Raw genomic sequence first — 17,617 nt, 5'->3', positions numbered from 1 at the left:
CCGGATTGCAACGCGGCCAGGGACCAAAAGATGGTGAATGTCAACACGCCCTAGGGCGTGTGGACAATCGTCCGATTTTGGTTCCTGGCAGGGCGCAAGACGGTGAGGAGGCGGAATGTGGTCCTCTACAGGAGCATTCCGAACCGGATTGCAACGCCGCCAGGGGCCAAAATAGGGTGATTGTCAACAGGCACTGATGGTTCGGACGATTTAACGGGGAGATTTCGCCTTGCAAGCCTTGCGCATTGGAATCCTGGGATTTGGAACGGTGGGAAAGGGTACGGCCCGGTTGCTGCTGGAACAGGCGGCACTGTTGGAAAATCGGGCCGGGATGCCGCTGCAACTCGTGCATATCGCCGACCGGGATCCGGGGCAAGCCCACGATGTGGATCTGCAAGGGGTGCCGCTGACCGCCGAGGTGGATCGGGTGGTGCGCGGCGAGGATATCGACGTGGTGGTGGAGTTGATCGGCGGCGTCACGGCGGCGCGTCAGTTCGTGCGGGAGGCGTTGCTGGCGGGAAAACATGTGGTGACGGCCAACAAGGCGCTTCTGGCGGAGCAGGGGGCGGATCTGTTCGCCCTGGCTCGGGAGTGCCATCGGGAGTTGGGCTTCGAAGCGGCCGTCGCCGGTGCGGTGCCTATCGTGAAAGCACTGCGGGAAGGGTTGGCAGCCAACCGCATTGAATCGCTTTACGGGATTCTGAACGGTACCTGCAACTATATCCTGACCCGCATGCTCAATGAGGGATTGCCCTTCGGTCAGGTATTGAAAGAGGCCCAGGAGCAGGGCTACGCCGAGGCTGATCCGGGGCTCGACATCGACGGCATCGACGCAGCCCACAAACTGGCCCTGCTGGCGGCCCTGGCCTTTGATACGCCGGTGGAATTCTCCTCACTACATATCGAGGGCATTCGCAATATTTCCGATGTGGACATCGCCTGGGCCAGGGAGATGGGCTTTCGCATCCGGCTGCTGGGCATTGCCAAGCAAAAGGAGTCGGCCCTTTCTCTGCGAGTGCATGCCGCCATGGTGCCGGCCAACAGCATGTTGGGCTCGGTGAACGGGGTCTTCAACGCCATTCTGACCCATGGCAGCCACGCCGGAACCTCCCTTTTCTACGGTCGCGGGGCGGGCAGCGCTCCCACCGCCAGCGCGGTGGTGGCCGATCTCATCGACATTGCCCGCAATCTCCGGGCCGGTCAGAAGGAACCGCGATTGCCCGGGGCAGGCTTTCTGTTGGGCGGCAAGCCGCTGCCCCAGGATGTGGAACCCGTCGAGGCGTTGCAGGGCCGCTACTATATTCGCATGACGGTGGAAGATGTTCCGGGGGTGTTGGCGGATGTGACCACCATTTTGAAGAGCAACCGGGTCTCCATCAGCGCCATCCATCAGACGCCGAACGCCAAGGTGGCTGCCGTGCCGCTGGTCATGGTGACGCACCAGACCGAGGAACGGCAGGTGCAGCAGTGTCTGCGACAGTTCCGCCTTCTCGAATCGCTTCGGGAGGGTCCATTCATGATCCGCATCGAGGAGATGCCGGCCTAGGGCGTATTGACGCATGCCCGTTCTGGTTTTTCTGGAAGGATGGCACGTTGCGGGACAGGGGGATTTCTCGGAAATCTGTCCCTGGCTGCAAGGTGTGGCCCAACGGGGCAAGACGGGCATCCTTTCGGGTGCGCCGGAGCGTCCCCGTTTTCCCGGAGAACCGCTTCTGATGCTGTTACGGGGTGAGGGCGCCTGGTATCGGGGGGAGCAGGATCCCCCCCTGGCGGCACTGGCGGCACAGGCTTTGGGGCAGGAGGTCTTGCCCCAAGAGACCTGGGCTCTGGTCGTCTGGGCGCACTGGCTGCGAAAACAGGACAAGTTGCTCTTCATCTCCCCCGAGAGGACCGGACAGAACGAGGCGGAGATCGCTCGCCTCGGTGAGTTGGTGCGATCGGAATGGAGCCGGGAGGGCTGGTCCGTGATCACGGCTTCCCGGGGAATGGTGTTGGCCAAACATGGCGAAGCCCTGAGGCTCCGGAGTTTTCCCGTCGAGTGGCTGGAAGGGGAGTCTGCCGCCGATTGCCTTCCAGCCGGGCCGGATGCCGCCCTGTTGCATCGCCTTCTCCTGGCCGGTCAGATGCTGTTGGCGCGCTGTGAGGAGAACCGGCTTCGCCTGGATGCGGGTCGGTTGTCCCTGAATACCCCCTGGATTTACGGTGTTGGTGCTCTGAACGCCTGTGCCCCGCTCCGGGAGGCTTTTGGCGATATCCGGCACGTTTGGAGCCGTTCTCCCTGGGTGGCGGGGGCTGCCGGGGGCGGCGGGGTCGTCTGGCATGGTGCGCCGGAGGTGGGGTCCCCCTGGCCGGAGGCGGCCCTGGAAGCGGCATTGCGTCAGGGGTCGGCGGTGATTCACCTGGACATGCCGGCCACCCTGCTGCACCACGGTTTGGCGGAAGAGCGCGGGCGCTTGTTGACCACCCTGGATCGGGAGTGGCTGCAACCCCTTGGTCGCCTGTGTCAGCGTCTTGGGCGCGGGGTTCTGGTGCTGGGGGGCTACCCGGTCGCTTCGGGAGGGCGCGAGATCGCCGGCGAGGTTCCCTGGGCGGCCATTGGCGCAAAGGGTGTTGCCTCTCCCCGTCGATTCTGGCACCGTGGGCGGTTCGGTGGCGGTTCCGGCCATTCGGGCGCGGAATTGGCGACCTTGTGGAGTAAACTGGATGGGGGATGAGGGTTTTTCATTCTTGCGTCGCCGCTGGCGCATGCGTATCGCAGGCTCCGCGCTCCATGAATCGCTTTGCGAGGAGATGGGCTTGGGGGCCTATTTCGCCCCGTTGCTGGCCTTCCGCAAACTCGATTCCGTCGAGGAGGCGCGGCGGTTTTTTATGCCCCGATTGCAGGATCTCGTCGATCCCTCGGGACTGAAAGACATGGATGCCGCCGTGGCCCGCCTGATTCGTGCCCTGGAAAAGGGGGAGAAGCTTGCGGTATTCGGGGACTACGACGTGGACGGCGCCACCTCCTCGGCTCTGCTGGTACGCTATTTCCGCCTCTTGGGGGTGGAGCTGGCGGTCTATATTCCCGACCGCATGAAAGAGGGTTACGGTCCCAATGCCGAGGCATTCCGCATCCTGAAGGAGCAGGGGGTCTCCCTGATCATCACCGTGGATTGCGGCATCTCCGCCCATGAGCCCATTCGTCTGGCTGCGGGTTGGGGATTGGATTGCATCGTCACGGACCATCATCAACCGGGGGATACCCTGCCGGATGCGGTGGCGGTGATCAATCCCAACCGCAAGGACGACAGTTTTCCCTGCAAGGAGCTGGCCGGGGTGGGGGTGGCCTTCTATCTGGCGGTGGCCCTGAATCGGGCCTTGCGGGAGACAGGCTGGTTTGCCGATCGTCCCGAGCCGGACCTGAAACGTCTGCTCGATCTGGTCGCGGTGGGGACCATCGCCGATGTGGCCTCTCTGACCGGGCTGAACCGGCTGCTGGTCGCTTCGGGGCTGCGGGTGCTGTCGGAAGGGAGCAATACCGGACTGCGGGCCATGATGGAGCGTCTTTCGCTTCCGGTTGGGCAGGAGGGGGCCTCCCTCGATTCGGGCATGGTGGGTTTCCAGATCGGGCCACGGATCAACGCCGGGGGGCGTTTGGGACGGGGTGATCTGGGATCGGAGCTGCTCTACACCGAAGATGCCGAACGCGCCCGGGAGATCTCCGCCATTCTGGACCGTTCCAATCAGGAGCGCAAACAACTGGAGGAGCATATCTTCCAGGCCGCCCTGCAGCAGATTCTCGACCAGGGCAACCCCGAGGAGCGCTATGGATTGACCGCTGTCGGTGAAGGCTGGCACCCCGGCGTGGTGGGCATCGTCGCCTCCCGTCTGGCGGAACGCTTTTGCCGTCCGACCATCATCATCAGTCTGGATGCCCAGGGCATTGGCAAGGGATCGGGTCGTTCCATTCCGGGTATCGACCTTTATGCCGCCATCGGGGAGCAATCGGCCAGCCTGATTCAGTTCGGTGGCCATGTGGCCGCCGCCGGACTGACCATCACCCGCGAGCAGATTGCCACTTTTTGCGAGGGGTTCGAAAGAACTCTGCGCATCACCAATCCTCCGGATCTTTTCGAATCGACGTTGGTGATGGATGGCGTCCTGCCGGTATCCGCCGTCGGACCGGAGCTGCTGCAGCAGTTGCAACGACTGCAACCCTTCGGGCGGGGCAATCCGGAGCCGGTTTTCCTGCTGCCCCGGGTGCGGGTGGTCATGCCTCGCAACATGAAGGAACGTCATGTGGGCTGCCAGCTGTGCGACGAATCCGGCAATACGGTGAACGGTGTGGCTTTCCGCTGTCTGCCGGGTCCGTTGGGACGGGGGTTGCTGACCAGCCGGCAGCCGGTCGACGTGGTGGGTACGCTACGGGTCAATCGCTATCGGGAACGTGACACCATCCAGATGGTTATTTCCGATGCCCGTCCGGCCTCGACCAGCCTGCTCGGGGCGGGGAGGTGACATGGACAGCGCCTTTTTCCGGGACGGAATCGCCGCGCTGTTGCCCCAATCCGCCTATCGCCAATCGGCGGTGATCCCGTGTCGATTTTTTCAGGGTGCGTTGCAGGTTTGTCTTGTCACCTCGCGCAGCCGTCGCCGCTGGATCGTGCCAAAAGGCATTGTGGAAGAGGGGATGACCCCGGCGGAATCGGCGGCCAAGGAGGCTCTGGAAGAGGCGGGGATTGCCGGTGAAATTCTTCCGGAGGTCATGGGTACCTACCGCTATCGGAAGTGGGGCGGCGTCTGCGAAGTGGAATGTTTTGTCATGATCGTCGAGGAGGTTCTCGATGAGTGGCTTGAAATGGATCGGGATCGGGAATGGGTCGATCTGGACGAGGCCATCGAACGGGTGGAGGAGTCCCGGTTGCGGGAGATGCTCGAAGAACTGCCGCTATTTTTGCAGGAACGAAACGTTTGACTGCCATGGGGGAGTGAATGGCCATCTGGCTGGCATCCCTGTTGGGGGCCTACGGCGCGATTTGTCTGGGCATGTATCTGTTCCAGGAGAAGTTGCTCTTTCATCCCGACAGGATCCTCGATGTCACCCCGGCTGATTGGCAATTGCCGTATGAAGAGGTGTGGATGGGGACGGGGAAGCGGCGCATCCACGCCTGGTGGCTGGCCGGACGGGATCCCCAGTCCCCGGTCATTCTCTTTTGTCACGGCAACACGGGCAATATAGGCTCATTGGCGGCCCATGCCGCGCTGTTTCGGGAAGTGGGTGCCCCGGTTCTGTTTTTCGACTATCGCGGCTACGGCAAAAGTCCGGGACGACCCACCGAACAAAACCTTTACGACGATGTGCTGACCGCCTGGGACTATTTGCGCCAGGCGCGGGGTGTCGCACCCGAACGTATCGTCCTGTACGGATTTTCCCTGGGAGGGGGGCCCGCGACCTGGCTGGCCGATCGGCAGGCTCCGGCGGGATTGGTGCTGGAGTCGGCCTTCTCCTCGCTGGTGGATGTGGCTCAGGAACACTACCCCTGGTTGCCGGTGGGTCGGCTGACACGCTATCGCTTCGACAACGTCTCACGGCTGAAGGAGATTCAGGCGCCCACCCTGATCGTGCATTGCCGGGATGATCGCGTGGTGCCTCCCGTTCATGGTCAGCGTCTTCATGACGCAGCCGCCGGGCCTAAAACGCTCTTCTGGACCCGGGGGGACCACAACCGTTGCCTGACTTGGGATCCGGTGAGCGGTGCGGCCGAACTGCGTCGTTTCTTCGCAAGGGCCGGCTTCAGGAATTGATCTTGCGTCCCAGCTTCTCCTCGATACTGGCGATCTTACCTTCCAGGCGATTGGTCCCCCCGCGACGGCAATCGGCCTTGATGCTGACGCTGACGCGGTTGCAATCCTCGGTCATGCGTTGATAGCAGGCTTTGACCACCTCCAGAACCTCGTCCCATTCGCCCTCGATGCAGGTTCCCATGGGGCCGAGACGGTAGGGCAGTCCTGACCGGTCGATGATATCCAGAGAACGGGCCACATAGGGGCTGACGCTCTCACCCTTGTCCAGCGGGGTCATGGAGAATTCCAGCAAGACGCTCATGTCAGGCTCCTTCCGAGGGAAAAAAATGGCTCCTGGGGAGTGGGTTACAATAATTTCCGGGGAAAGACAACCCGAAGCGAGATAATTGGTTGCCTTCGGGGAGACTTCGATTTAATGTGTCGCTCCAAGCGCGGGGATGGAGGGAAAATCCTCCTGACCCGTGGGCCCACGTCCCGTTCGTCTAGGGGTCAGGACACCGGCCTTTCACGCCGGCAACACGGGTTCGATTCCCGTACGGGACGCCAAGGGATCTCCTGGCCAAGGGATCTCAACTGGATCCGCATCAGACATCAAACGAGTAGCCATGTCCCGTCAACTGCTGATCATGCGACATGCCAAATCGGCCTGGGATACGGGTGCCCCCACCGATTTCGAGCGCCCTCTCGCCGCTCGTGGACAGCGTGATGCCCCGCGTATGGGCCGCTGGCTGCTATCCGAGGATCTGGTGCCCGATCATGTGGTCTCTTCCCCCGCCACCCGTGCGCGGGAGACCGTCACTCTGGTCTGCGAAACTCTGGGTTTCAAACGCAAGCGCATTGTTTGGGACGCCCGGATCTACGGGGCGGACACCGATGAGCTTCTGGAAGTTCTGGCCGAAGTTCCCAAAAAGGCCAAGACGGTCCTGCTTGTGGGGCATAATCCCGGTCTTGAATTTCTCTCCTCCTTTCTGGCCAATTCCGTTCCCCAGTCCGATAGCGTTTTCGAGTCCGGCTTGGTGCGTACCGCTACGGTGGTGCAACTGAAGATGCCCGAGGACTGGTCCACTCTGCAAGCCGGTTGCGCTTCCCTGATTACGATTCAGCATCCAGCCGATCTTTCCTGAGAACGGCAATTCCTTTTTGGAGGCCGTATGGAACGAGCCCTCTCCTACCTGGCCGAAACCAAAGCCAAGCGTCTCAAGGAGTTGGAGGAATTCCTGCGTTTTCCCTCCATCTCCTCCGATTCCCGCCGGCAGCGTGATATGGAGTCCTGTGCCGATCATTGCGCCAGGCTGATGCGTCGCGCCGGGCTGAGTCCGGTGTTGGTGGAGGAGACCGACGGGGCTCCTCTGGTTTTGGGGGAGTGGCGCGGGGCTCCCGGCAAACCGACGCTGTTGATATACGGCCACTACGATGTGCAACCGGTGGATCCCCTCTCCGAGTGGAAGGAGGATCCCTTTTCCCCCTGGATCGAGGATGACCGCCTCGTGGCGCGTGGCAGCGCCGACGACAAGGGGCAGATTCTGATGCACATCCAGGCGCTGGAGGCCTTGATGCGCACCGAAGGGCGGCTGCCGTTGAATGTGGTGGTACTGGTCGATGGGGAGGAGGAGATCGGCAGTCCCCATCTGAGACCCTATCTGGAGGCCAATCGGAAGACGCTGCAGGCCGATGTGGTGGTGGTTTCGGATACGGCCATGTGGGGCATCGACCAGCCGGCCATCACCGTGGGATTGAGGGGTTTGACCCAACTGGAGGTCGAGGCCACCGGTCCCTGCCGGGATCTTCACTCCGGAACCTACGGAGGGGCCGTACTCAATCCCGTGGAGGGATTGGCCCGCCTTCTGGCGGGGTTGAAGGATGATCAGGGCAAAGTGGTTGTTCCGGGCTTCTACGATCAGGTGGCGCCCTTATCCGACGAGGTGCGACGGGAGTTGGCGGCCATTCCCTTCGACGAGGTCGCCTATCTGGCCGAACTGGGCCTCACTTCGGGTTGGGGAGAGACGGAATACAGCTTGCTGGAGCGCATCTGGCTGCGACCGACCCTGGAAATCAACGGCCTGTGGGGTGGTTTCACCGGTCCGGGTAGCAAGACGGTGCTGCCCTCCAAGGCCTGGGCCAAACTCTCCATGCGTCTGGTGTCTGACCAGGATCCAGAGGTCATGGCGACTCTGCTGTCGGATTACCTGCAGCGTCAGGCTCCCGAAGGCCTCTCCATCCGCATCAGGCGGTTTCCGGGTGGGGGTCGCAGTGTGGCCGTTCCCCGTGACTGGCAGGCCCTGCAATTGGCCTGTCGCGCCCTGGAAGAGACCTTCGGCGCGGCGCCCTACCGGGTTTGCGAGGGGGCTTCCATTCCCATCGTGGCCGATTTCAAGGAGGTACTCGGGGCGCAGACTCTGCTGATCGGCTTCAGTTTGCCGGACGCCAAGGCTCATTCCCCCAACGAGAACCTGCATCTGCCCACCTTTTACAAGGGGGCCGATGCCCTGGTTCGTCTGATGCACTCTCTTGGAACCACCTCCAAGGAACTTCTTATCGGCAATCGGGATTGGCTTCGGCCTTCTTGATCTGATCCAGAACCACGCGGGCGATCTCATCGGGTTGGAATTTGGCGATGAAGGCGTCCGCCCCCACCTGCTGGGCCTTGACCTGGTTGGCCTGGTTGCTCATGGAGCTGTGCAGCACCAGATGGATGCGCGCCAGCTCCGGGTCGGCTTTGACGGTGCGGGTGAAGGTGAATCCGTCCATGCCGGGCATCTCGATATCGGAGATGATGAGGCAGAAACGACGGGTGGATTCGGGCCGCATGGAGGCTTTCAGCGCGTCCAGGGCCTTTTGGGCGTCTTCGTAGAGTTCGTGTTTGACCCCCAGTTGGGTCAGGCTGTTGTCGAGCAGAACCCGGGCGGCCCGGGAGTCGTCCACCGCCAGAACGTGGAAGTTCTCGATACGATGCGACTGCCCTTCCTTGATCAGGGTTTCGTCCACCTGATTGTCGATGCCGATGATTTCGCCCAGGATCTTTTCCACATCCAGAATCTGAATCGATTGCCCGTCGTCGTCGTAGGTGATGGCGGTCAGGTAGCCGTCCTGCTGGAAGGAGCGGCTGGGAGTTTTGATGTCTTCCCAGCTCTTGTTCAGAAGCTTGTTGGGTCGGGTGACCATGAAGCCCTGCGTGCTGTTCGAATATTCGCAAATGATGATATAGCTTAATGAATGACGAAAATCGACGGGTTCCAGGCGCAAGGCCTTGGAAAGATCGATGACGGTAACCAGTTTTTCGCGGAAGTTGATGGCTCCCACGATGGAGGGGTGGGACTGGGGCACCTTGGTAATCGTTTTGGGAGTCTCGATAACCTCGATGATCTTGAAGACGTTGATGCCGTATTGTTGACTGTCGGAGAGGTAGAAGGTCAACATTTCCATCTGGTTAGTGAAGGCCAGACGGGTACGTTGTTCAATTTCCGCCATGAAATCGGCTTCTTGCTTGGCCATGGAATCTCCTTCGTTTCTCTTTATAATCCGTTGGAAAGCGTCCCTTCAACGACCATTTTGGCATGGATCAAGGGAGTTGGCACGTTCTTTTTCCAGGAAGTTCCATGCCTTATCGCAATTTTCCGCAGTTCCGGCAAGGTGAAAACAGAGGGCGCCTTCGCAATCGTCCAATCCCCCGGCGGCCACCAGGGTGGCCGTGAGTCCGAAAAGCATCTGAAAGGCCTGGATTTCGCTGATCAGCGTGGCGCATCCGGCGGGAATGGTCATCAGGCCGACGGGGGAACCCATGACCCGTTGCACCCGTCCCTGACCGAGCAGGGGCGCGGCTTTGGCCACGGAAGGGATCAGTTTGGCCAGGGAGACCGGAACGATCAGTTCGCAACCGCGGGCCTGGAGCAGGGGCCAGGCTACGCCGATGGTGCCCCCCTGGGGAGAGGCCATGAGGATGGCGGCATGCCCTTCGGGGTCGATGGCGTTGGCGCCTTTGATGTAGAGGTCGCCGACAGTGAAACGTTGCAGGACTTCACCCGGCCAGCCGCGCTGCCACTGGCCGTTTTCCAGAAGGAACGGCCCCTTGCCCCGACCGGAGGGAGGGGATTCCCCCAGGAGTCCTTCCTTGATCCATCCCACGGCGAAGCTGTCGCGTCCCGGGTCTTCGCCGAGCAGGTGACGCACCACATGACGGGTGGTGCTACCCCCGACGATGACAATGCGTCCTTGCCCGAGGGCTTGCTGCACCTGGGGCAGGCGTGAAACCGCCAGACCGATCAGGCTCTTGGCCTCTTCGGAACGCAGGAGAACCAGTGCAGTGCTGTCGGAACGGTTCATCATGAGAGTGACCTGGTTGGAGGTGATCCGGAAAGGGGGAACGGTTCCGCTTGTCTTATTCGCCAAAAAACCGGAAACTGTGACGGGGCTTTTTGTCTTCCTTATTTCAAGAAGGGACCATTGCGACCATGGAACGCCGGGATTTTATCAAATCATCCGTTGCTTTGGCCACGAGCGCCGCGTTGGGGGCGACACCTGTCCGGGCGGAAACCCGACTGGCCGCCGACAGCGGAAAAGCCCGGGTACAGCAGTTTCGCACCCTGGGGAAAACCGGGCTCAAGATCAGCGATATCTCCTTCGGGGCCGGAAAACTGCCTTCCGCTTCCATGATTCTGCGGGCATTGGATCGCGGAATCAACTATTTTGATACCGCTCCCGATTACGGTCAGAGCGAAACCTTCATCGGAGAGGCCATCAAGGCCCGTCCCGGAGATCGGGAGAAGTTTTTCATAGCATCCAAGTTTTGCAAGCCGGATCCCTATCCCGGACATCTGCCCCTCGGCTCCGGCGTGGCCGACTATGTGGGTGCGGTGGAAGGCAGTCTGAAACGGCTCAATACCGATTATCTCGACGTGGTCTTCGTTCACGCCATCGGCGAAGGGCGGGATGTGGAAAAGGAGCGGCAGCGCCTGACCGACTCCAACATGCTGGAGGCCTTCTACCAGCTCAAACAAGCCGGCAAGGTGCGTTTTCTGGCCGTCTCCTCCCATGGGCCCAACATGTTGGAAGATCTGTTGCTGACGGCCGTGCAGTCCATGCACTACCATCTGATCATGGTGGCCTTCAACTTCCTGAAGTTCCCCAAGGTACCCGAGGTGATCAAGATAGCCCACCAGAACCATGTGGGCGTCATCGCCATGAAGACCCTGGTCGGGGCCAAGGAGACGGGGATCGAAGTCGGTGGCGTTCCCTTCGAACATGCCGCATTCAAATGGGTTCTGCGCCATCCGGAGGTGGCGGGCCTGGTGGTGACCATGAAAAGCGTTCCGGATCTGGACCTTTTCCTGGGGGCATCCGGGGCCAAATTCGCCGAGGCGGACCAACGGGTTCTCGACCATTACGCCGGACTCTACGGCAACGACTACTGCCGGACCGGTTGCGGCGATTGCGAACCGGCTTGTCCTCACGGCGTGGATATCGCCTCGATCCTGCGTTACCAGATGTACTTCGAATCCTACGGTGACGAAAAACGGGCCATGCAATCCTACGCCGCCCTGGAACATCCCGCCGCCGTCTGCGGAAGTTGCGCGGACGAAGCCTGCAGCAACGCCTGCCCCCACGGGCTTCCGGTGGGCGAGAAGTTGCGGGCCGCCCATCGCAGCCTCTCCTGGACGGTCTGAGACCGGCCTTGACGGAGAGTTCCCCCATAAAGGAGGAGCCGAATCAGGGAGTGCCCCCGTGGGTGCGCCTGGTTCTGCTCCTCCTCCTGCCGCTCCTGACCCTGGCGATCTATTGGGACGGGCAGCGCTACGATGCCGATCTGCTCGATTTTACCGCCGCCAGGAAGGAACAGGGACTTGCCGCCCTTTTCCCACCCCGGTCCGGGAACTTTTCCCGTCTGGAACCGGTCCGCCATTATGGTAGTGAGAATCTTTACGAGTACATCAACGGCCATGCGGAGTACTTCCGCAGCGCCGGATTTCAGCAACTCGCGGTCGGGGAGTACGGCCCTGCCGGGGCGACCCAGCCCATGCTGGTGGTGGACCTTTTCCACATGGGGGAGCCGCTGCATGCCTTCGGTGTGCTGATGGACGAAGCCGGGGAGCAGGCGGTTCCGGTGGCCGTGGGGGATTCGGGCTTTCGGGTGGGTGGAGGCTTGCGCTTCATCTCCGGACCGCTCTTCGTGAAGATGAGTACGTTTTCACCGCAGGCCGAAGAGCAGATGTTGGCGCTGGCTCAGGCCATTCACACCCTTGCCGGCAAACGTTTCGGGGCCACGGCCAAAGCCGTCTTCCGCTTTCCCGAACTGGGGCGGGAAACGGGCATGCGCTTCATCAAGGAGAGCTACCGGGGCATGCCGTTTCTGAATAATTGCATCGAGAAGAGCTTTGTTCGGGAAGGGGGGGAGAAATCCTTCCCGACCTTTCTGGCTCCCGGCAAGCCGGAGAATCATGCGGCGTTGCTCGGCAAACTGGAGGCCTTTCTCCAGGGGGAGGGGATTTCCTTCGAGACCGTTTCCACTCAGGGGCTCTCTTTTACCCGTGTGCGCGATCCTTACGAAGGGGAGTGGTTCTACGTGCCGCTGAAAGAGGGGCTTTTCGGGGTGTTCCAACCCTTTGACGAGGAACTGGGAAGGGCGATTGCCCTCTTTGCGAGCCATGACGCCAAGCCGTAGGAAAGAAGCGGTTCTGGAAAGCGACTGGTCACGACGCCGCTTGTTGCGGGAGTTGGCCCTGGCGGGCGGTTTGGCTGTGGGCACCGGCGCGGGGGGCTGGTTGGTCTTCAGTCGGGAACCGGTGCGCCACGATCCGGTGGTGGCGCGCACCCTCAAGGATTTTCGCGTGGCGGCGGATCCCCACTACCCGGTGCTGGCCGTGGTGCGGGGGCAGCGGGTTGAGGCCATGGTGCGGGAGGCGGTGGAGAAGCTCGGCGGCATGTCGCGTTTCATCGCCAAGGGCGATACGGTGCTGCTCAAACCCAACATCGGTTGGGACCGTCAGCCCCAGCAGGCGGCCAATACCAATCCGGAAGTGGTGGCCGCGCTGGTCCGCCTTTGCCGTGAGGCGGGCGCCAAACGGGTTCAGGTCAGCGACTTCTCCCTCAACGATCCACCGCGCTGTTTCCAGCGCAGCGGCATCGAGCAGGCCGCCAGGGAGGCCGGTGGCCAGGTGATCCTGCCGGGGCAGAACGATTTTGTCCTGACCCGGATGGACGGCCAGATGTTGAAGGAGTGGCCGGTGGTGCGCTTTCTCCACGAAGCGGACAAGGTGATCAATATCCCGGTGGCCAAACACCACTCCCTCAGCGGCTGCACCCTGGCCATGAAGAACTGGTACGGCATGATCGGCGGGCGACGCAATCAACTGCATCAGGATATCCACACCTCCATCGCCGATCTGGCTTCGGCCATGCGCCCCACCCTGACGGTGATGGATGCCACCCGGGTGTTGAAGCGCAACGGTCCCACCGGCGGCAATCCGGACGATGTCTCCGAAGAGAATACCCTGGTGGCCGGTCTCGACGAGGTGGCCATCGACTCCTGGAGTCTGCGATTTTTCGACTTGCAGCCGACCCAGGTGCCTTATCTGGCGCTGGGCCACGCCCGTGGTCTCGGTACGCCCGACTGGAGAAGCCTGAATGTGGTGGAATCCCAAATCGGTTGACGGGGGAACAACGGGCCTGGGGATGCCCCGTTTGAGGGCTCTCCGTCGCCTGTATGCCGCCTTTTTCCTGGGGCTGTTTCTGCTCTTCCTCTGGCTTTCCGATTTCAAACGCTTGCAGGGCTACGCCGTCGACCTCTTTCTCCAGGCCGATCCCCTGACCGCTCTGGCGGGCTGGCTGACCAGCGGCACCCTCTACCAGGGCATGGCCTGGGCCCTGGTGATTCTGCTGCCCACCTTCTTTTTCGGGCGCTTTTTCTGTTCCTGGATCTGTCCGCTGGGCATCCTCAACCAGTTCACCGGCTGGTTGTGGAGCGGTTTGCGGCCTTCCGAACACTACACCCTCAACGCCTACCGTCCGTCTTTCCGCCTGAAATATTACCTGCTGGCGATTCTGCTGATCCTGGCGGCGGGCGGGGCCCTGCAAACCGGGCTTTTAGACCCCATTGCCCTGGTGACCCGCTCGTTTATCGCCGGGCTGTTCCCGGCGGCCAATGCGGTGGGGCTCCCGGTCTACCTGCAGGCACCGCTGTTCCAGGGTGGGGTGGTTCTGGCCCTGCTCTTCATCGCCCTGATCGTGGCCAACCGGATCCTGCCCCGTTTCTGGTGCCGGGTGATCTGTCCCTTGGGGGCCTTGTTGGGTGTGGCGGCCCTGGTCTCGCCGTTCCGCATCCGCCGCAACGTGGCGGCCTGCACCGGCTGCAAGAAGTGTCTGGAGTTTTGCCAGGGGGGGTGTGACCCCCACGACCGCCTGCGGGTCAGCGAGTGCCACCTCTGTTTCAACTGCCTGGAACAGTGTCCGGAAGGGGCCTTGCGTTACGGGATGGTGGCGGAAGGTGATTCGGTGCATCGTTCTCTGGATCTGGATAAACGCCGCCTGCTGGAAACCGTCGTGGCGGTGGCGGTCTTCCATCCCATGGCCAACGCGGCCCTCTCCTCCCATGCGGCAGCGATGCCGGGGGTGATCCGTCCACCCGGTTCCCTGCCGGAGGCGGACTTTCTGGCGCGATGCATCAAGTGCGCCCAGTGCATGCGGGTTTGCCCCACCAATGTGTTGCAACCCGCCCTTCTGGAAGGGGGCCTGAACGGGTTGTGGACTCCGGTGCTGATCAACCATCGGGGCTATTGTGAACACCACTGCGTGTTGTGTGGGCAAGTCTGTCCCACCGGGGCCATCCGGGCCATCTCCGTGGCCGAAAAACTGGGCTCTCCGCCCCACGCCAAACCCGTCAAACTGGGTACCGCCTTCTTTGATCAGGGGCGTTGCCTGCCCTGGGCCATGCACACCCCCTGCATCGTGTGCGAAGAGGTCTGTCCCACCTCTCCCAAGGCCATCTGGTACAAAAAAGTGGAACTGCCGGGTCGCAACGGCCAGCCCGTCGCCTTGAAACAGCCCTATGTCGATCCCGGCCTCTGCATTGGCTGCGGCATCTGCGAAAACAAGTGCCCCGTGACCGATATGGCGGCCATTCGCGTCACCTCCGTGGGGGAGACCCGCTCCAGCGCCAATCAGATGCTGTTGAAAAATGGCGTCCCGTCCCGTTGACCACTGGATTTTACCGCGTATCGTGCATATATGAGAGGCCATTCCCGTTTGGCCTCACTTTCAGTGGAGTCGATTATGACCGTTACCGCCCATAAGGAATCGCTGCCGTTCCAGACCGAAGTCCGGCAACTGCTGGATCTGATGATCCATTCCCTCTACAGCAACAAGGAGGTCTTCCTGCGGGAGCTGATCTCCAATGCCTCGGACGCTTCGGACAAGCTGCGCTTCGAAGCCCTCTCCAGGGACTCCCTTTACGAAGGCGACCCCGAAATGACCATCGCCATCTCCTTCGACAAGGAGAAGCGGGAGTTGCGCATTCGGGACAAGGGCATCGGCATGACCCGGGAGGAGGTGCAACACAACATCGGCACCATCGCCCGATCCGGCACCAAAGAGTTTCTCAAGGCCCTTTCCGGGGATCAGGTCAAGGATGCCCAGCTCATCGGCCAGTTCGGTGTGGGTTTCTACTCGGCCTTCATCGTCAGCGACCGGGTCAGCCTGATCACCCGTCGGGCTGGTGCGCCGGTCGAGGAGGGAGTGCGTTGGGAGTCCGTCGGAGACGGCACCTTCACCCTGGAGACGGTGGAAGTGCCGCAACGGGGCACGGAAGTGGTGCTGCATCTCAAGGAGGGGGAGGAGGAGTTTCTCGACGGCTGGCGACTGCGCAGCATCGTGCGCAAATTCTCCGACCACCTCTCCTGGCCCATTCTCCTGCCCAAGGACAAGGAGAAGGGCGAAGAGGGCGAGGAGAAAGAGCCCGCCGAGGTGGAGTGGGAGACGGTCAACCGCGCCCAGGCCTTGTGGATGCGTCCCAAATCCGAATTGACCGCCGAAGATTACAACGGCTTCTACAAACACCTTTCCCACGACTACCAGGATCCTCTGGCCCATCTGCACGCCCGGCTGGAGGGCAAGTACGAATACACCCTGCTGCTCTATCTTCCCCAGCGAGCCCCCTTCGACATGTGGGACCGGGATCGTCGGGAGGGGCTGAAGCTCTATGTGCGGCGGGTCTTCATCATGGATTGTGCCGAGGAGATCCTGCCGCGTTACCTGCGTTTCGTGCGCGGTTTGGTGGATTCGGCGGACCTGCCCCTCAACGTTTCCCGGGAGATTCTGCAGCACAACCAGGTGGTGGAGACCATCCGCAAGGGGGCGGTGAGCCGGGTGCTGGGTCTGGTGGAGGAGTTGATCGAGAAGGAGCCGGAGAAGTTCGCCACCTTCTGGCGTCAGTTCGGCGTGGTCATGAAGGAGGGGCTCATCGAGGATTACGCCAACCGGGAGCGGTTGGCCAAACTGATGCGTTTCGCCTCTTCCCATGATCCCGGCGCGGGGCAGGTGTTCGGTCTGGCCGACTATGTCAAGCGCATGAAGGAGGGGCAGGAGAAGATCTACTATGTGCTGGGCGAGTCTCGGGAGACGGCGCTCTCTTCGCCCCATCTGGAGATCTTCCGCAAGAAGGAGGTGGAGGTTCTGCTGCTCACGGATCGGGTGGACGAATGGATGGTGAGCCACCTGACGGAATTCGAGGGCAAGGAGCTGCAGAGCGTCTCCCAGGGGGCGCTGGATCTGGGCAAGCTGCAGGACGAGAAGGAAAAGGAGAGTCAGGAGAGCCAGGCCGAAGCCCACAAGGATTTTGTCAAGCGGGTGCAGGAATGTCTGAAGGAGCGGGTCAAGGAGGTGCGCATCTCCTCCCGGCTGACGGAATCCCCCTCCTGCCTGGTGGGTGAGGAGCATCAGATGAGCGTGGCCATGGAGCGGCTGCTCAAGGAGGCGGGTCAGGAGGTGCCGGTGACCAAGCGCACTCTGGAGCTGAACGCCGACCATGCCCTGGTGCAAGGGCTGGAGAAGGAGTCCGACGAAGGCCGTTTCGCCGACTGGTGCCACATTCTTTACGATCAGGCCCTGCTGACCGAGGGAGGCCGTCTGGCCGACCCGGCGGGCTTCGTGCGGCGGCTGAACGGCCTGTATGTGAATTTGCTGGGGTAGTGGCAGAAGGCCGGCGCGGGGTTTTCGTCCCCGCGCCGGGGATCGACGATATGGCTGCATCATCCTGTGCTGTATCGGCCTTGATCATCGTTTCGGTCATTGGGTCGTTGCGATTGACCCTCTTGAGGTGCATCGGGTTGGAAAGAGTCATCAATTTCCGGAACTGACCGAACTTCCCGACCGATTTGGCCCAAACGATGATCAAGACCGAAAAATTTCCATTCCCCGCTTTGCCCAAAATTTGGGGAAATGGAGAATCTTCCGAAATTCGGATCCGGCCCGCACGAAGGCCACCACTTCGGAGCCTATTGAAAAATCTCCTCAATTTTGTTGGCACCAAAAATTCTCTTGCTCCATTCCTTCAGGCTATCCAAGTCAGCCTGAGTAAGCTTGAAGCGAACCCAATCCGGCACGGAACCGAAACGTTCTTGAAGTTGGTCGAGCAGCATTTCTGCTCTGCCTTCCTGTCGGCCTCTGGCCTCCCCCTCTTCCCTGGCCAACTCGACAGCTCCTCGGGCGTCCGTTATGGCGATACCTGCCTTGTCGTACAGCTCCATCTCATCCGGCGTCATATTGGCCATCATCGCCTTCTCGAAGGCGTGACGGATCGGAATGAGGCGAATCTGTTCCGGAACGGCCTCCAGTGAGCTGGCCGTTT

Annotated in this window: 16 protein-coding genes and 1 tRNA gene; 13 read left to right on the top strand and 4 right to left on the bottom strand. The window is 61.5% G+C overall.

Features of this window, described 5'->3' with window-relative positions; all coding sequences use genetic code 11:
• Positions 1–229 precede the first annotated feature (229 nt).
• From HQL56_10540 to HQL56_10520, 5 genes are read left to right on the top strand one after another with little or no spacing between them, the layout of a single operon-like run.
• A complete protein-coding gene (locus HQL56_10540; GenBank protein ID MBF0309954.1) occupies positions 230–1,546 on the top strand; it encodes a homoserine dehydrogenase in 1,317 nt (438 codons plus the stop codon).
• Between the two features lie 13 nt (positions 1,547–1,559).
• Positions 1,560–2,714: a hypothetical protein gene (locus tag HQL56_10535; protein ID MBF0309953.1), complete on the top strand. Its 1,155-nt coding sequence runs from the start codon at positions 1,560–1,562 to the stop codon at positions 2,712–2,714.
• Positions 2,704–4,497 (top strand): single-stranded-DNA-specific exonuclease RecJ, encoded by a 1,794-nt coding sequence (recJ, locus tag HQL56_10530; GenBank protein ID MBF0309952.1) that lies wholly within the window; start codon positions 2,704–2,706, stop codon positions 4,495–4,497. The genes HQL56_10535 and recJ overlap by 11 nt, the downstream gene beginning before the upstream one ends.
• Before the next feature lies 1 nt (position 4,498).
• Positions 4,499–4,954 carry an NUDIX hydrolase gene (locus tag HQL56_10525; GenBank protein MBF0309951.1) on the top strand — a complete coding sequence of 152 codons (456 nt, stop codon included), beginning with the start codon at positions 4,499–4,501 and terminating at the stop codon, positions 4,952–4,954.
• Between the two features lie 17 nt (positions 4,955–4,971).
• Positions 4,972–5,784, top strand: a complete 813-nt coding sequence (locus HQL56_10520) for an alpha/beta hydrolase (protein MBF0309950.1) — start codon at positions 4,972–4,974, stop codon at positions 5,782–5,784.
• Here HQL56_10520 and HQL56_10515 read toward each other — a convergent pair.
• On the bottom strand, positions 5,774–6,085 hold the full coding sequence (locus HQL56_10515; GenBank protein ID MBF0309949.1) for an MTH1187 family thiamine-binding protein: 312 nt from the start codon (positions 6,083–6,085) through the stop codon (positions 5,774–5,776). The genes HQL56_10520 and HQL56_10515 overlap by 11 nt on opposite strands.
• Positions 6,086–6,255: 170 nt before the next feature.
• On the opposite strand from HQL56_10515, the gene HQL56_10510 reads away from it, so the two are divergent.
• The 3 genes from HQL56_10510 to HQL56_10500 all read left to right on the top strand — a co-directional run bounded on the left by HQL56_10510 (position 6,256) and on the right by HQL56_10500 (position 8,351).
• Positions 6,256–6,330: transfer RNA gene (locus HQL56_10510), tRNA-Glu, on the top strand.
• A gap of 59 nt (positions 6,331–6,389) precedes the next feature.
• On the top strand, positions 6,390–6,908 hold the full coding sequence (locus tag HQL56_10505) for a histidine phosphatase family protein (GenBank protein MBF0309948.1): 519 nt from the start codon (positions 6,390–6,392) through the stop codon (positions 6,906–6,908).
• 27 nt (positions 6,909–6,935) lie between these two features.
• The gene (locus HQL56_10500; protein MBF0309947.1) at positions 6,936–8,351 is read left to right on the top strand and encodes a dipeptidase; all 1,416 of its coding nucleotides are present in this window, start codon (positions 6,936–6,938) and stop codon (positions 8,349–8,351) included.
• On the opposite strand, the gene HQL56_10495 is transcribed toward HQL56_10500, so the two are convergent.
• Both HQL56_10495 and HQL56_10490 read right to left on the bottom strand, forming a co-directional pair.
• Positions 8,317–9,276 carry a chemotaxis protein CheV gene (locus tag HQL56_10495; GenBank protein MBF0309946.1) on the bottom strand — a complete coding sequence of 320 codons (960 nt, stop codon included), beginning with the start codon at positions 9,274–9,276 and terminating at the stop codon, positions 8,317–8,319. The two genes, HQL56_10500 and HQL56_10495, sit on opposite strands and share 35 nt — an antisense overlap.
• Positions 9,277–9,321: 45 nt before the next feature.
• Positions 9,322–10,107, bottom strand: coding sequence for a hypothetical protein (locus tag HQL56_10490; protein MBF0309945.1), 786 nt, complete (start codon positions 10,105–10,107; stop codon positions 9,322–9,324).
• A 125-nt stretch (positions 10,108–10,232) separates the two neighbouring features.
• Here HQL56_10490 and HQL56_10485 point away from each other — a divergent pair, with 125 nt between their 5' ends.
• The 5 genes from HQL56_10485 to htpG all read left to right on the top strand — a co-directional run bounded on the left by HQL56_10485 (position 10,233) and on the right by htpG (position 16,959).
• Positions 10,233–11,444 (top strand): aldo/keto reductase, encoded by a 1,212-nt coding sequence (locus HQL56_10485; GenBank protein MBF0309944.1) that lies wholly within the window; start codon positions 10,233–10,235, stop codon positions 11,442–11,444.
• A 50-nt stretch (positions 11,445–11,494) separates the two neighbouring features.
• Complete coding sequence (locus HQL56_10480; GenBank protein ID MBF0309943.1) at positions 11,495–12,439, top strand: hypothetical protein; 945 nt, start codon at positions 11,495–11,497, stop codon at positions 12,437–12,439.
• Between the two features lie 40 nt (positions 12,440–12,479).
• Positions 12,480–13,427 carry a DUF362 domain-containing protein gene (locus HQL56_10475; protein MBF0309942.1) on the top strand — a complete coding sequence of 316 codons (948 nt, stop codon included), beginning with the start codon at positions 12,480–12,482 and terminating at the stop codon, positions 13,425–13,427.
• A 31-nt stretch (positions 13,428–13,458) separates the two neighbouring features.
• Positions 13,459–14,970, top strand: coding sequence for a 4Fe-4S binding protein (locus HQL56_10470; GenBank protein MBF0309941.1), 1,512 nt, complete (start codon positions 13,459–13,461; stop codon positions 14,968–14,970).
• Between the two features lie 75 nt (positions 14,971–15,045).
• Positions 15,046–16,959: a molecular chaperone HtpG gene (htpG, locus tag HQL56_10465; protein MBF0309940.1), complete on the top strand. Its 1,914-nt coding sequence runs from the start codon at positions 15,046–15,048 to the stop codon at positions 16,957–16,959.
• Between the two features lie 305 nt (positions 16,960–17,264).
• Here the strand turns inward: htpG and HQL56_10460 are convergent.
• Positions 17,265–17,617 (bottom strand): hypothetical protein (locus HQL56_10460; protein ID MBF0309939.1); only part of this gene is annotated, 353 nt, incomplete at its 5' end.

The organism is Magnetococcales bacterium (genome assembly GCA_015231925.1).
In the GTDB taxonomy this organism is placed as follows: domain Bacteria; phylum Pseudomonadota; class Magnetococcia; order Magnetococcales; family JADGAQ01; genus JADGAQ01.
The sequence above is the reverse complement of the archived record's forward strand: the minus strand, read 5'-3'. Positions and strand labels throughout refer to the sequence as shown.